The organism is Maribacter chungangensis, from assembly GCF_042676845.1.
GTDB classification, from domain to species: Bacteria; Bacteroidota; Bacteroidia; order Flavobacteriales; family Flavobacteriaceae; genus Maribacter; species Maribacter chungangensis.
Genome location: NZ_JBHTHY010000007.1, coordinates 276,422 through 290,586, shown reverse-complemented (window position 1 = coordinate 290,586; position 14,165 = coordinate 276,422). Strand labels below are relative to the sequence as shown.

The window sequence follows — 14,165 nt, the reverse complement described above, 5'->3', positions numbered from 1 at the left end:
AGGTGATGACAAAGTCCGCCGTACCCGCATCCTCGTCCACGGTAAAGTCGGCCACGGAGATGCCCTCACCTGCACCAAGGCCGTCGTTGTCTAAGATATTTATCGTAGCTTGATTATCGTTTATATATATCAGATTCGTAGAAAGATTAGAAAGGTCTACCAACAAGTTCTCCAAAGTCTCCAAAAGGTTATCGTCGATAATAGGAACGGTTATCGGTTGTGTTTCCCCGTCCGTACCGGCAAAGGTCAGTTGTCCGGAGGTAGTTGTATAGTCCCCAGGCGCAACGGCCGTGGCGTCCGTTGTAGTATAATCCAAAGTAAACCCACCCGGAACGTTTCCTGTAAGGAGAACATTTACGGTAGCCGTACCTGCACTTTCGTCCACGGTAATGTTGTCGTTGTCAAAAGATATTCCGGTACCTACACCACCGTCATTATCGGTGATGTTCACTGTAGCTTGGTTGTCATTAATGGAAATCAGACCAGTAGAAAGGTTGGAAAGGTCAACCAAGAGATTCTCCAGAGCCTCGATAAGGTTATCATCGATAATAGGAACGTTTATCGGTTGTGTTTCCCCGTCCGTGCCGGCAAAGGTAAGTTGTCCGGAGGTAGTTGTATAGTCCCCAGGCGCAACGGCCGAAGCATCCGTAGTGGTATAATCCAAGGTGAAACCGCCCGGAACGTTTCCTGTAAGGAGAACATTCACGGTAGCCGTACCGGCAGATTCATCCACGGTAATGTTGTCGTTGTTAAAAGATATTCCGGTACCTACACCACCGTCGTTATCGACAATGTTTATGGTAGCTTGGTCATCATTTATGTATATAAGGTTCGTAGAGATATTAGAAAGGTCCACGACTAAATTTTCCAAAGTTTCAATAAGATTATCGTCTATAATGGTAACCGTGATAGGTTGTGTTTCCCCATCATTACCTACAAAGGTCAATTGTCCCGAGGTTGTGGTGTAATCCCCTGGCGCAAATGCCGTGGCATCCGTTGTGGTATAATCCAAAGTGAACCCGCCTGGAATGTTTCCAGTCAATACTACATTTACGGTCGCCGTACCAGCGCTTTCGTCTACGGTAACATTGCTACTATCGAAAGATATTCCGGTACCTGTGCCACCGTCGTTATCGACAATGTTTATGGTAGCTTGGTCATCATTTATGTATATAAGGTTCGTAGAGATATTAGAAAGGTCCACGACTAAATTTTCCAAAGTTTCAATAAGATTATCGTCTATAATGGTAACCGTGATAGGTTGTGTTTCCCCATCATTACCTACAAAGGTCAATTGTCCCGAGGTTGTGGTGTAATCCCCTGGCGCAAATGCCGTGGCATCCGTTGTGGTATAATCCAAGGTGAATCCACCGGGAATGTTCCCTGTCAACAACACGTTTACGGTTGCCGTACCAGCACTTTCGTCTACGGTAATATCGTCGTTGTTAAAAAATGAAATACCACTTCCGTTTCCATTATCATTATCAATAATATTTATTGTAGTCGCTAAACGTACAGCTGTAGGATAGGAAGGGCTGGTTATTTCTATATCTATAATTTCGGTTACCTCAATAAAATTGTCATCTATAATAGGCACTTGAAAACTAAATAATTCGTTGTTGTTTCCTTCAAAGACATGCGTATTAGTTATCGTAAGGTAATCTTCTCCCGCAATAGCTGTATTGTTTAGGGTAGTATAGGATATGGTAGGTCCAACTTGATAATTACCAGTAATTTGAACCGTAATAGTAGCCATTCCAACGCTTTCATCAACTGTAATGCCATTAGTGATAATCTTGATATTTTTAGAAGTATCCGGATTCACTTGGATATGAATTATAGCAGATGAACTAGAGCCATTACCGTCTATAATTTCATAGTGTATCTCGTCCTTTCCATTAAAATTTGGATTTGGCGTATAGGAAATGTAATCATCCAATGGGTCGTTATCGGTTCCATTATCGTTTAGTAAGGCAGTACCCTGAGCTGGACTTTGGGTTATTCGTATTGGATTATTGGATTTAGGACCATCTAGGCCAAAATCATCATTGGATAACATGTTGAAAACGTTATTTACCACATCTTCCTCTATAGTATAATAATCGTCCACTGCTGTTGGTAAATTATTTGGTAATACCGTTATGGTTAGCGTAGAAGTTTCACAAACCGATTGATTTGGTGCGGGTAAGCACATTTCTATTTCAAAAATTTCTGTACCTACGAAACCAGCATTAGGCGTATAGCTAAATGTACCGTTTGTATTTAGTTGTAAACTCCCGTTAATAGGTGTTGGACTTGTTTGCAAGGTATATGTTGAATGCTCTGGAACGTTATCGTTTAATTCGATATTACCATTTAGCGTTTGGTCAAATTCAGTTTCAAAAATGTCATCGACCGCATACGATTGCATTAAAAAGAACTTACCGTCCCCATGATCCTCTGTAGCTGCGGAATATCTTATAGATGTGATAATGGAGCCAATGGGAGCAATTTTTGAAAGTTCGAATAAGGCGATACCTATTACTTGGTCATTTTCATTGTTTCTACCACTACGCCAGTAATCGGAACTATTTGTTGGAGCGGCTTGTGGACCAACACCTCTTAGGTCACCACCTGTTTTCACTAAAGTGTACCCTAATAATTCTTCGCTATTCCCATTTCCTTTTTTACCATATAGCTCAACATAGAGGCAATTATTACCACCTCTTTCCGTAACACCTATTATACCGTCTTCATTAGACGGGATACCTGGAGAGAAACTAATAGTTTGTATCTGTGTTTTGTTCGAAATGGCCTGACCAGTACTATTGCACAAATCGTCACCGTTACTGGCAGACTCAAAATAATGGTTTAAATTTAAGGATTGATAGGCTTCCTCCGCTTTCTGTTGCCAATTTGAACTGCTACTATTTTCAATTACAGTAGATCCGTTTCTTTTAATTCTATTTCTAGAATGTCCAGAGTGTCCAACACGCGTCATCTTGTAGGATGAAGGAACAACAAATGAATTGTATTCTTTACCATTAATGGTAATAGATTTGATTGTGGCAGGTTCGCTTACATTGTTTTGAACATCTTCCCAGTGGAAGGTCACCCCCGAAGAAATACTTTGAGCATTAAGTTTTACGCTCAAGAGCAAAAAGGAAATAAAGGCAAACATAAAGCTTGTACCTTTTCTCGTTATTCTAAGTTTGTTGATTGCATTTTGCATAGGTAGGCGATTTGGGAATTATACCTTCGTTTAAGTTTTTAGTTTTATATTCAACACAGCATTCTCAAAATTGAACAGGTATTTTTTTAGGTTACGTTCTCGCCTGTAAAATAACTGTGTATTTCTTTGACGGATAAGAGATTACAGATGAAAAGCACCTTGTTTCGCCAAAGCGTTTTTTTTTAGTTGAAGCGCAGATTTTAGCGATAAAAAAATTCAGGCTTTATTACTTATCTATCGGTGAGTGGAGGAAATATGCACATGAATGTCTAGGGCTCATCGATAAACGGAATGGCCTAATGGAGCTTTTTTATATGAAGTAAAGTGTTATTTTAAAGGCGTATGACGAACTTAAATTATCATTGATTTTTTAAAATTGGTCTGGGTGAGCAATGATTTTCTGAGCTCTATCTTGAAGTTCTTTAAGTTCGGTTTTATCTTTTTTATTCAATAAATTCATCATCATCGCCATGCGATTGTTATTTTTGAAATGCGCTTTCTTCTCATCCAAAAAGTTCCAATATAAAGCATTGAAAGGACAGGCATTTTCCCCTGTTTTTTGAGTATGCTTATAAACGCAGTCTCCGCAGTAATTACTCATTTTATTAATGTAGTTACCGCTACTCACATAGGGTTTTGTAGCTACGATACCACCATCTGCAAACTGACTCATGCCTCTCGTATTCGTGATTTCTACCCATTCAATGGCATCGATATAGACCCCTAGGTACCATTCATCAACTTTATCCGGGTCTATTTGGGTCAGCAAGGCGTAATTGCCAATAATCATTAAACGTTGGATATGATGTGCATAGGCATCTGTCAAACTTTGTCCAACGGCATGTTTAAGGCAGTTCATTTTGGTGTTGCCTGTCCAAAAAAAATCGGGCAGGGGATTGTGGTTTTCCAGTTTGTTCAAGTTGGAGTAGGCTGGCATTTCTTTCCAGTAGATGCCACGCATATATTCTCTCCATCCCAATATTTGTCGTACAAATCCCTCTACTTGTGATATGTCGATTTCGCCCGTGTGTTCGTAGTAATGCTCCAGAACGGTATCTATGACCTCTTTAGGGGATAGTATTTTAGCGTTCATGGCAAAGGAGACACGAGAGTGGAAAAGATACTTTTCGTTCGTATGCATGGCATCTTGGTAATCTCCAAAGTGGACTAACAATTTTTCGCAGAAGTAGTTTAAAACGGATAAGCACTCTGCCCGGCTCGTAGGCCAACTAAAGTTTTGTGGTTCTATTTCCCCGAAGGTTTCAACATCGGCAGCTTTTATTTCTTCTAAAACAGCGGAGACGTCTTTTCTAAAGGCTCGTTCCTGTGGGATTTCTGGGGTACCCTTCCATTTTTTACGGTTGCTTTGGTCGTAGTTCCATTTACCTCCGTCTGGCTGGCCATTGACCATCATGATGTCGTGTTTCTTTCGCATCATACGGTAAAAGGACTCCATAATAAGCTGTTTCTTTCCTTGAAAGAAGTTTTTGAGCTCGTAACGTTCCGTGTAAAAATGTTCGGTATCAACCACATTGGTTTCTACCGCTAGATTCTTGCAGATTTCTTTCAGCTGATCGTCCAACCGAAACTCATCTGGGAGTTGGTATTCAAATTTTTCGGCCTTGGTTTCCTTTATGTACTTTGTAATTACTTTTTCAAGGTCTTGCGGATTCTTTTTATCCGTAATATTCAGATATATAAATTGATGTCCCTTGGCGGATAGGTCTTCGGAAAAATTGCGCATTGCCAAAAAGAATGCCGTTACCTTTTGTATATGGTGTTTCACATAATCGGTTTCTTGGCGCATTTCTGCCATGACGTAGGTAATATCGTCATCTACGGTTTGGAACCAAGAATGTTTTTGGTTGAGCTGATCTCCTAATATGAGTCTGAGTGTTTTCATTCTAATAGTTTAATTCGTGTAATGTTTTGAATTCACCTACACCTAGCAATGCTTAATTTTGAACTTGAACTTGAACTTGAACTTGAACTTGAACTTGAATTTCAACTAGACTAGAATAGCGTATCCTGCAACCACAAACGTTGAAATTTTCCCTGTGCATCGTACATGTCGGCCTGGCGGGCAATATTAAATTTACGATCTCTTGGGTCGTTACCTACGCCACTGTTATACATCCAATTGCCCCAATTGCTATGCACATCATAATCAATAAGGATACTCTCAAAATAGGCAGCTCCGTAACGCCAATCCTGCTGCCATTCCTTTGACCAGAAACTCGCTACATTTTGCCTTCCCCGGTTACTCATCCATCCCGTAGCTGCCAATTCTTTCATATTGGCATTTACAAAAGGTTCTTGTGTGGCACCGGTAATCCATTTTTTCATCTTACTTTCAGAATACTCCCAGTCATAGTTCTTATCTAAAATTCCGCCTTGTAGAAAAAAAGCATTCCCATGTTTTAGGGAAATGTATTTAAAGAAATCCCTCCAAATAAGCTCAAAGACAAGCCAATAGGTGTCCTGATTTTTTACTTCTTCCTTTTCAAACCGTTGCACCTCCCAATAAATAGTTGTAGCTGAGATACTTCCATTGGCTAGCCATGCCGATAGTTTAGAGCTGTAATCGATACCTATCAAACCGTTTCTGGTTTTTTTGTAATAGGCTAATTTTTTGGTTTCCCAGAAATAGTGCTGTATGCGTTCCATGGCGCTGGATTCCCCTCCTTTAAACGGGAAAGCTGTTCGTGTATCCATTTCAAAATCAGATAGTCCTAGTTCTTTAAGGGACGGAATCTGGGTGTCTCCTTCCAATAGATTACTACGGTCCATTGCGTTAGGTACAGGAATAAGAGGTCTTACTTTACTGTACTTTTCGCACTTTTTTCGAAACGCTGTAAATACCTGCGGAATGTCCTGAACACTGTTGAAAGGAATATCGTCTGGATGAAATAAGAACTGACCAAAATATTCCTCAAAATTCACTAGTGCTGGTACTTTGGCAATAACGGCGTCCAAAACCGCGTTTTCTTCTTTGGTCCATTCCTTTTGTGAATAGATGTTCTGAATACCGTAATCTTTCACAATTTGTGGAATAATATCCTCGGGTTTTTTATGATATACCAATAAAGAAATATTCAGCTCGCGTAAAGATGCTCTCAGCTCCGTGATGGTTTCAATTAAAAATTTGGCTCTATATTTTTCGGTTTTTTTGAATCCAAAACTATCTATTTGGTAATGTCTTGGGTCAAAACAATATACTGCTATAACTTTTTCTCCTGTACAAGCGGATTTTAGCACGGGATTATCGGCAACCCGCAAATCGTTTCGGAACCACATTAGATTTTTCATAGCTTTTTTTACAAATTCAAAAGTCAAATACAAGCGCAAACACAAATAAAATATACAAACTCAAGTTCAAATACACAGGCAAATTTCAACTGCAACAATTACTCACAAAATGCGTTTTTAGTGTAATCAACGACGGTACGGTTCTACGATAATCAATTAGCTTAGTCGTGCCTCCTCGCAAAGATGTTCACGTATTTTTTACCACCCTCTAAAAGCTACCCTCTAAAAGCTACCCACTACCCACTCATTTAGACCTCCTACATTTTTCACTACAATATTTTACTTCCTCCCAATTGCGCTCCCACTTTTTACGCCAGTTAAAATCCAAGCCGCACACAATGCATGTTTTGCTAGGAAGGTTTACTTTTTTATGAGCCATCTAGAATTGATTTGCTCGGTTCATCTGGTTTTGCGTAGGCAAGGCGTTCTATGATTTTTGGTAAGGCGTAGCCATCGATTCCAACGGCACTTATCGCCTCAGTTTTGTCCAAGTGTACCCAGCCATCTTCGGCAATGCTTTCTTCGGGCATGTAAATATGTTCGATTGCACCAATAATCAATAGACATCCATTTTCCTTAATTTCGTATTCATTAATGTACCTGCATCCAATTTTAATGGGACTTTCGTTCACATACGGTGCTTCAAAGCCATCTAGGTAACTTTCTGTAAGTCCGCTTTTTTCAAATTCCGAAGTACCTTCGTCGTACTTGGCCGAAGTATGATGCGCTGCTTTTATCATATTTTTGGAAACTTGGTTCACCGTAAAAGCGCCCGCTGATTTAAAATTGTTGTAAGAATCTCTTCTTACCGTTAATGGTCTAAGAATAAAACCGAGCATTGGAGGATTACTGCCAATATGCACCACGGAATTGAAAATTGCCAAATTTGTATGTCCCGCTGGAGAAATGGTACCTAAAAGGTTACTGGATTTATAGCCCGTACAGCTATTTATCAAATTCGCTCGGTATCTGCTAGGAAGTTCTTCTAAGATTGAAGTAGTAAAATGTTTCAAACGATATTTATTTTGTTTATCAAAAATAAATAAAAGCTAAACAAGAAGCGAATAAAACAGTATCAAATTCTAGGAAATACGGGTAGCCCTTTGCTGCCTGTTGTCCATTAATATTTATTATTTTTATGATTCGTTAGAATTTGGATATAAATCCGCTACCCATGCCGCAAAAGAAAAAGAACATTGCCATTATTGGATCCGGTCTTGTAGGATCATTACTTGCTATTTACCTTAGAAAACATGGGCATGACATTACTGTTTTTGATAGACGGCCCGATATTCGAAATATTAAATTCTCTGGCCGTTCTATAAATTTAGCAATGAGTAATAGAGGGTGGACGGCTCTAAGAGCGGTAGGTATCGAGGAAGAAATCAAAAAAATTGGTATCCCTTTGGATAAACGCGCTATGCATGTGGTGGGGCAACCGGAATACTATCAAAAGTATGGAAAGGAGGGAGAGGCCATTTGGTCTATTTCCAGAGGTGTGCTCAATAAAAAAATGATCGATCTTGCAGAGCATGCCGGTGTAAATTTTCGCTTTAACGAAAAAGTGTGGGATGTAGACCTGCCGGAGGCCAAAATATTTACCGGTGAAACGGAAAAGAGCGAGTGGAAAGAGTACCGGTATGATATCATTTTTGGTTGTGACGGGGCTTTTTCAAGGGTACGCCATAAAATGCAGCGACGCAGTAGGTTCGATTATTCCCAAGATTTTATTGATGTAGGGTACAAAGAGCTCACCATACCGGCTAACGAGGATGGGAGTCATAAGTTAGATAAGAATTCTTTTCATATTTGGCCTAGAGGAAAGTTTATGCTGATCGCCATGCCCAATCTGGACGGTAGTTTTACCTGTACACTTTTTATGCCTTTTGAGGGTGACGTTTCCTTTGAGAATATTAAGACGAAACCACAGGCGCAAAAATTCTTCGCCACCTATTTCCCGAACGTGATGCAGGTAATGGATGATTTGCTGGAGGACTTCTTTAAAAACCCTACCAGTGCGATGGTGACTATGAAATGTTATCCTTGGACCTACTGGGACAAAGTAGCCTTGGTGGGGGATTCCGCACATGCCATAGTGCCATTTTACGGTCAGGGTATGAATGCCGGTTTTGAGGACATCTTTGTTTTAAATCAACTTATAGAAAAACATCAAAACGACTGGGAGGCAATTTTTGGGGAATATCAAGTATCCAGAAAGCCCAATGCGGATGCCATTGCGGAACTTAGTTACCGCAATTTTATGGAAATGAGTAGTAAAACTGCCGACCCAAAATTCCTGCTCCAGAAAAAAATAGAAAAGCGGTTTGCACAAAAATATCCTGAGAAATGGATTCCTGCCTATAGCAGGGTAACCTTCTCCAATAGGCCTTATGCCGAGGCTTTGGCCCTTGGGGATGCACAGGAAGAATTGATGCAGAAAGTAATGCAACTACCCAATATTGAGAGGCTATGGGACAGTTCGGAAGTAGAAAATAAAATACTTTCCTTACTGGCCGAGTAGCCTATTTTTTCTAAGTTTTCGTTCCCTGAAAAATAAAAAAAGGGGAAATGTAAAGGCAATAGCTATCAAAAAGGTAAACGGGATAAACAGCCACCAATAGGTCATTTTTATTTTTCGGGCTTCATAGACCATCCAAATAAGGAAAGTGGTTGCGACGACACTAATGTCCGCACTTATTGATTTTGCAGGTAATGTGGTTACGGTTTGCGCTATAAAATGGGTAATTGAGGTATCTTCTGACTCCAAATAAAAGAGCGCATTAAAATACCAAGTAGCAACAACTCCAATACCGGCCATAAAGAGGAATATAAGTTCTATGGTCGTGAATTTTGGTTTCATTTCTTATTATTTGATAAGACAAAGGATAGATGTAAAAGTAGTGTAGCGAACATAGTTAAAATACAAATTGCTTGGTCTTGGACCGGGCTCTGGCTGACATTTTATTTTCAATTAATTTTTGTCATGTATTAAATGGTTCTTTATTTCTTTGGATTCCATGATGTACGTAGCAACATCTTTTGCCCATATTTGATAAGTTATTTTTGAGGGGTGCACACCGTCACTAAAAAAGTCGGCCGGAGTTATATTTAGTTTATAGCGCTCGATAAAATAGTTGGAACGAACTACACGGGCGTAGCAGTAAACGTTTTCAAAATCGGCTACTATTTTTACCAATTCTTTTCCAAGAATATCCACCAGATTTCCAATGGTAAATCTAATTAAAGAGGTAAACGCTGGAAACTCCTTGATTGGCGGCATATTTATAAATAGGATCGGAACGTTTTCAAATTTCAATCGGAGATTTTTAATCAGTTCACGAACATCTTCACTCCATTTTTTAGGCGTGCTCAGTTCAAAGGCGTCATTCCCTCCAATACCGATAACGATCAAGTCAACTGGATTTTCTGTAATATCAGGGATAATATGGTCATTTAATCTTTTCGCCGTGTAGCCGCTTTTTGCGTGCACCTTCCAATTGATATTGGATTTTAAGGCTGTCGCCAGTTCCTTGGCCAAGGTTCCCGTAAAGCCTTCTTCGTGCGTTTGGACGCCAACACCTGCAATAGTGCTTTCACCGATAGTAATAATACTGAGGGTACGTTCAGAAGAAACGGAATATGACCCTTGGTTTCCCTTTGCTTCTGGTAACTTTGGAACCGTGGATTTTATTTTTTTACCCTGAACATAAAGAATAGGCAAAAGTGGAACCGATATAAGAACGCCTAAACTGTATTTTAAGTTCATATTTTTTAATCCCACCTGTGGGTTTGAATCCTCGAGACTTGCCTCTTAATGTAAGACCAGTTCCAAACACTTTCGTGTGCTAGCATCAAGGTTGTTGATGCGCATATTAATATTCTGTAATAACCAATAACCAATACCCCAATAGCCCAATAACCCAGTAACCCAATAACCCAATAACCCAGTAACCCAGTAACCCAATAACCCTTAACCCTTAACCCTCTTTCTTCCTTTTTATCTCAGATTTTCGCATGGGCATACCGTCAATTAATGTGAAAATGTTGGCTACAGGGACTATATAAGGTTTCTTGAGTTTTACGCCACCATCTTTACCAACGAGAATAATCCCTTTAAAATCCGTTGGAATAGCAAGCGAACGATAGGTTTCAATGGAAGAAAGCCTTGTTTCTTCTCCGTTTGATAAAAGGATGGTTTTAGGTGTGAGTTGAAAAACCATAATGTCCCGTTCTTTTAATTCATCGGATTTTGCTTCCAAAATTTTGAGTTGGGAGTTCATAATGCTTGTTTCCGGTTCTTCGTCTACCAGAAAAATGAGCCTGTTTTCCCATTTGTAATCACTTATATTCTGGGCAAATAACATAGGGGTTAGTGCTAATGAAAGAACAAGGATTATGCTTTTGTTGTATAACATCTTAGCCTAAGCTACATAAAAAAAGCCGACTATCAAAGATAGACGGCTTTTCCTTATTTTGCGAGGATGATTATAATTTAGCAAACATCTTTTGCATTTTTTCGGATTCTTCGTCAGCTAGAGTGGGATCAACCAAAATCCTACCACTGTGCTCATCGGTAATGATTTTTTTTCGCGAAGCTATCTCAACTTGTACCTGCGGTGGTATGGTAAAGAAAGAACCGCCAGAAGCTCCTCTTTCGATTGGAACTACCGCTAATCCGTTCTTTACATTGTTGCGGATTCTTGCGTACGCTTTCACCAAACGTTCCTCTATTTTTCCCTGATATTTCAAGGATTCTTCCAATAGGGCTTTTTCTTCTTTTTCGGTCTCCGCCAAAATAGCGTTCAATTCGCCTTTCTTATGCTTTAAATGCGCCTCACGCTCAGCGAGCCGTTCTTTTGTTTCGGAAATTACTGCCTTTTTTTGGTCAATTTGGGCTTTGAATTCCTTTATGTTTTTTTCGGCAAGTTGTATTTCCAATTCTTGAAATTCCAATTCTTTGGTAATGGAGTTGAATTCCCTGCTATTGCGGACGTTCTTTTGTTGTTCCGTGTATTTTTTGATTAGCGCCTTGGATTCCTCGATAAGGTTTTTCTTAGCACCGATTTCAAAATTAATCGTTTCTAAATCGCTTTTTAGTTTATCCATTCTAGTTTTTAGGCCTAGGACATCATCTTCCAAATCTTCAACTTCTAACGGTAGTTCGCCACGGACATTGCGTATTTCATCAACTCTAGAGTCAATTAATTGCAAATCGTACAATGCTCTAAGCTTTGCTTCTACGGACGAATCTTCTTTTTTTGCCATATTTAAAAATACTTGATAGGATTTGTTATACTTTCCGATAAATGGATTGCAAAATTAGGAATTTTTTTCGTAAGATAATCAACTAAAAGGTTTTTTGTAAACTGCTCAGTTTCAAAGTGTCCAATATCAGCAATGACCATTTGTTTTTCCGCTTGGTAAAACTCGTGATATTTAACATCGGCGGTGACGAAAACATCCGCTCCCGCAGCTTTTGCGGCACCAATGGCAAATGCACCGCTACCGCCTAGAACGGCGACTTTTTTTACGTCCTTGTTCCTAAGCTCCGAGTGGCGCACCACCGCAGCGTTCATTTTCTCTTTTAAGTGGTTCAAAAAGTCTGTTTCGGACATGTTGTTCTCCAATTCACCTATCATTCCCATCCCAATGTTCTGGTCGGTATTTGCAAGCGTGGTAACTTCATAGGCCACTTCTTCATAAGGGTGATGTTCGAATAGTGCTGCAAGTATTTGCTTCTCCTCACTTTTGGAAAAGGTAAGACTTACTTGGGTTTCCTTTTCAAAATGTATTTCGCCAATGGTTCCCTTTACTGGTTGCGCCTTTTCATTTGGTTTAAAACTTCCTGTGCCCTCGACGCTAAAGCTACAGTCGCTGTAATTGCCAATAGCTCCTGCTCCGGCTTTAAACAGGGCATTTTTGACCTTGGTGGCATTTGCTACAGGAATGTACGTGACCAGTTTTTTAATGGTTTCCTTTTGTGGAATTAATATCCGTGTGTTGGTTAGTCCCAGCACCTTGCATATTTTGTGGTTCACTCCAGAAATACTGTTATCGAGTGCGGTATGTATCGCATAGATGGCAATGTCGTTCTTTATGGCTTTTAATACGGTTCTTTCCACATAGTTCCGGCCCGTAATTTTTTTTAGTCCGGCGAAAATAATAGGGTGGAAGCTAACGATAAGGTTAAGATGCTTCTCGATGGCTTCATCCACAACATGTTCCAAGGTGTCCAAGGTGACAAGGATGCCGTTTACCTCCATTCCAGAATTGCCTACCAACAAGCCTACGTTGTCAAAATCCTCTGCGTATCCCAAAGGTGCTAATTGTTCTAAAATACGGGCTACTTCGTTTACTGTCATTTTCGATAAAATATAAGGTTATCAAAGATAAATTATTATATTTTCGTTCCGATGCAACTGCTAAGAAAACTTCTTTTTCCTATCTCCGTAATGTATGCCCTAGTGGTCGTGGTCCGTAACTGGTTATACGACATCGGTATATTTAAATCGCAAACCTTTTCTACCACCACTATTTGCGTGGGTAACCTGTCTGTAGGGGGTACCGGAAAAACACCGATGACAGAGTTTCTTATACGTATCATGGCTCCACGATATAAAGTGGCCATGTTAAGTAGAGGGTATAAAAGAAAATCAACCGGATTTGTACTGGCCAATAAAAAAACAACGGTAGGGGAAATAGGGGACGAGCCATTTCAGATTTTCTCTAAGTTTCCGGAAATTACCGTTGCCGTAGATGCCCATAGACAACATGGTATAGAGCGTTTGGAACAGGAGATTAAACCGGATGTTATTTTATTGGACGATGCATTTCAACACCGAAAGGTAAGCCCAAGTTATTCTATTTTATTAACTACGTACGATAACCTATACATGGAAGATTGGTACTTGCCTACCGGTGATCTAAGGGACGCAAAGTATGCTGCACGAAGGGCCAATTGTATCGTAGTAACCAAATGTCCGGTAACACTAAAGCAAGAGGAGCAAGCTGTTATCAAGAAAAAAATAGATCCTAAGGAGCATCAAACCGTGTTGTTTGCCTATTTGACTTATGCAGAACGCGTCATAGGAAAAGATGGTAGCGTTTTCTTGAGCTTTTTCCAGGATAAGCAACTTAGCTTGGTTACGGGTATTGCCGATCCAAAGCCCTTGACAACTTATTTAAAAAGAAACAATATCGGATTTGAACACTTGGCGTATGGCGACCATCACTTTTTTACAAAAAACGAATTGGAAGTTTTAAAAAAGAAACCGTACGTTCTTACTACGGAAAAGGACTATGTTAGATTAAAGGATGATTTGGACAATCTATGGTATATTCCCGTATCACACTCTTTTTTAGGCAATGGAGAAGTGATTTTAGAACAGGCACTTGAAGGACTTATGACTCGCTAATATTCTTTTTTTTATCGAATATGTTCTCCCCTATTTTTTGATAAAAAATTTCAGGTTTAAAAGGTTTGGTTACAACATCGTCACATCCGGCGGCATAGAAGCTTTCTAGACTATCGTCAAGGGAAATGGCCGTCAGTGCGATTATAGGGGTGCGTTGGTCAAATTTTCGAATTTGTATGGTAGCCTCCTCGCCGCTAATACCGGGCATGTGAATGTCCATTAAGATGGCA

General features: G+C 39.8%; 13 protein-coding genes. 2 read left to right on the top strand and 11 right to left on the bottom strand.

What is annotated here, in order from left to right; genetic code table 11:
* The 5 genes from ACFQZJ_RS11935 to ACFQZJ_RS11915 all read right to left on the bottom strand — a co-directional run.
* A partial coding sequence (locus tag ACFQZJ_RS11935; RefSeq protein ID WP_379934810.1) for a Calx-beta domain-containing protein occupies positions 1-3,211 on the bottom strand: 3,211 nt, incomplete at its 3' end.
* A 370-nt stretch (positions 3,212-3,581) separates the two neighbouring features.
* Positions 3,582-5,114, bottom strand: a complete 1,533-nt coding sequence (locus ACFQZJ_RS11930) for a cryptochrome/photolyase family protein (protein ID WP_379934809.1) — start codon at positions 5,112-5,114, stop codon at positions 3,582-3,584.
* 110 nt (positions 5,115-5,224) lie between these two features.
* A complete protein-coding gene (locus ACFQZJ_RS11925) occupies positions 5,225-6,520 on the bottom strand; it encodes a DASH family cryptochrome (protein ID WP_379934808.1) in 1,296 nt (431 codons plus the stop codon).
* Positions 6,521-6,764: 244 nt separating this feature from the next.
* A complete protein-coding gene (locus ACFQZJ_RS11920; protein ID WP_379934806.1) occupies positions 6,765-6,899 on the bottom strand; it encodes a DUF2256 domain-containing protein in 135 nt (44 codons plus the stop codon).
* Positions 6,889-7,533, bottom strand: a complete 645-nt coding sequence (locus ACFQZJ_RS11915) for a flavin reductase family protein (RefSeq protein ID WP_379934805.1) — start codon at positions 7,531-7,533, stop codon at positions 6,889-6,891. Before ACFQZJ_RS11915 ends, ACFQZJ_RS11920 begins: the two co-directional genes overlap by 11 nt.
* A gap of 161 nt (positions 7,534-7,694) precedes the next feature.
* Between ACFQZJ_RS11915 and ACFQZJ_RS11910 the strand changes: the two genes are divergently transcribed.
* Positions 7,695-9,041: an FAD-dependent oxidoreductase gene (locus tag ACFQZJ_RS11910; protein WP_379934804.1), complete on the top strand. Its 1,347-nt coding sequence runs from the start codon at positions 7,695-7,697 to the stop codon at positions 9,039-9,041.
* On the opposite strand, the gene ACFQZJ_RS11905 is transcribed toward ACFQZJ_RS11910, so the two are convergent.
* The 5 genes from ACFQZJ_RS11905 to ACFQZJ_RS11885 form a co-directional block, all read right to left on the bottom strand.
* Positions 9,027-9,380, bottom strand: a complete 354-nt coding sequence (locus tag ACFQZJ_RS11905; protein ID WP_379934803.1) for a DUF2834 domain-containing protein — start codon at positions 9,378-9,380, stop codon at positions 9,027-9,029. The genes ACFQZJ_RS11910 and ACFQZJ_RS11905 overlap by 15 nt on opposite strands.
* A gap of 111 nt (positions 9,381-9,491) precedes the next feature.
* On the bottom strand, positions 9,492-10,286 hold the full coding sequence (locus tag ACFQZJ_RS11900) for an SGNH/GDSL hydrolase family protein (protein WP_379934801.1): 795 nt from the start codon (positions 10,284-10,286) through the stop codon (positions 9,492-9,494).
* Positions 10,287-10,497: 211 nt separating this feature from the next.
* Positions 10,498-10,884, bottom strand: a complete 387-nt coding sequence (locus tag ACFQZJ_RS11895; protein ID WP_379934799.1) for a DUF4174 domain-containing protein — start codon at positions 10,882-10,884, stop codon at positions 10,498-10,500.
* Between the two features lie 121 nt (positions 10,885-11,005).
* Positions 11,006-11,785, bottom strand: coding sequence for a zinc ribbon domain-containing protein (locus tag ACFQZJ_RS11890; protein WP_379934797.1), 780 nt, complete (start codon positions 11,783-11,785; stop codon positions 11,006-11,008).
* Positions 11,786-11,787: 2 nt separating this feature from the next.
* Positions 11,788-12,882, bottom strand: a complete 1,095-nt coding sequence (locus ACFQZJ_RS11885; protein ID WP_379934795.1) for a Nif3-like dinuclear metal center hexameric protein — start codon at positions 12,880-12,882, stop codon at positions 11,788-11,790.
* 51 nt (positions 12,883-12,933) lie between these two features.
* Between ACFQZJ_RS11885 and lpxK the strand changes: the two genes are divergently transcribed.
* Positions 12,934-13,935, top strand: a complete 1,002-nt coding sequence (lpxK, locus tag ACFQZJ_RS11880) for a tetraacyldisaccharide 4'-kinase (protein ID WP_379934793.1) — start codon at positions 12,934-12,936, stop codon at positions 13,933-13,935.
* Here lpxK and ACFQZJ_RS11875 read toward each other — a convergent pair.
* Positions 13,922-14,155, bottom strand: a complete 234-nt coding sequence (locus ACFQZJ_RS11875) for a response regulator (protein ID WP_379934792.1) — start codon at positions 14,153-14,155, stop codon at positions 13,922-13,924. The two genes, lpxK and ACFQZJ_RS11875, sit on opposite strands and share 14 nt — an antisense overlap.
* Between the last annotated feature and the right edge of the window lie 10 nt (positions 14,156-14,165).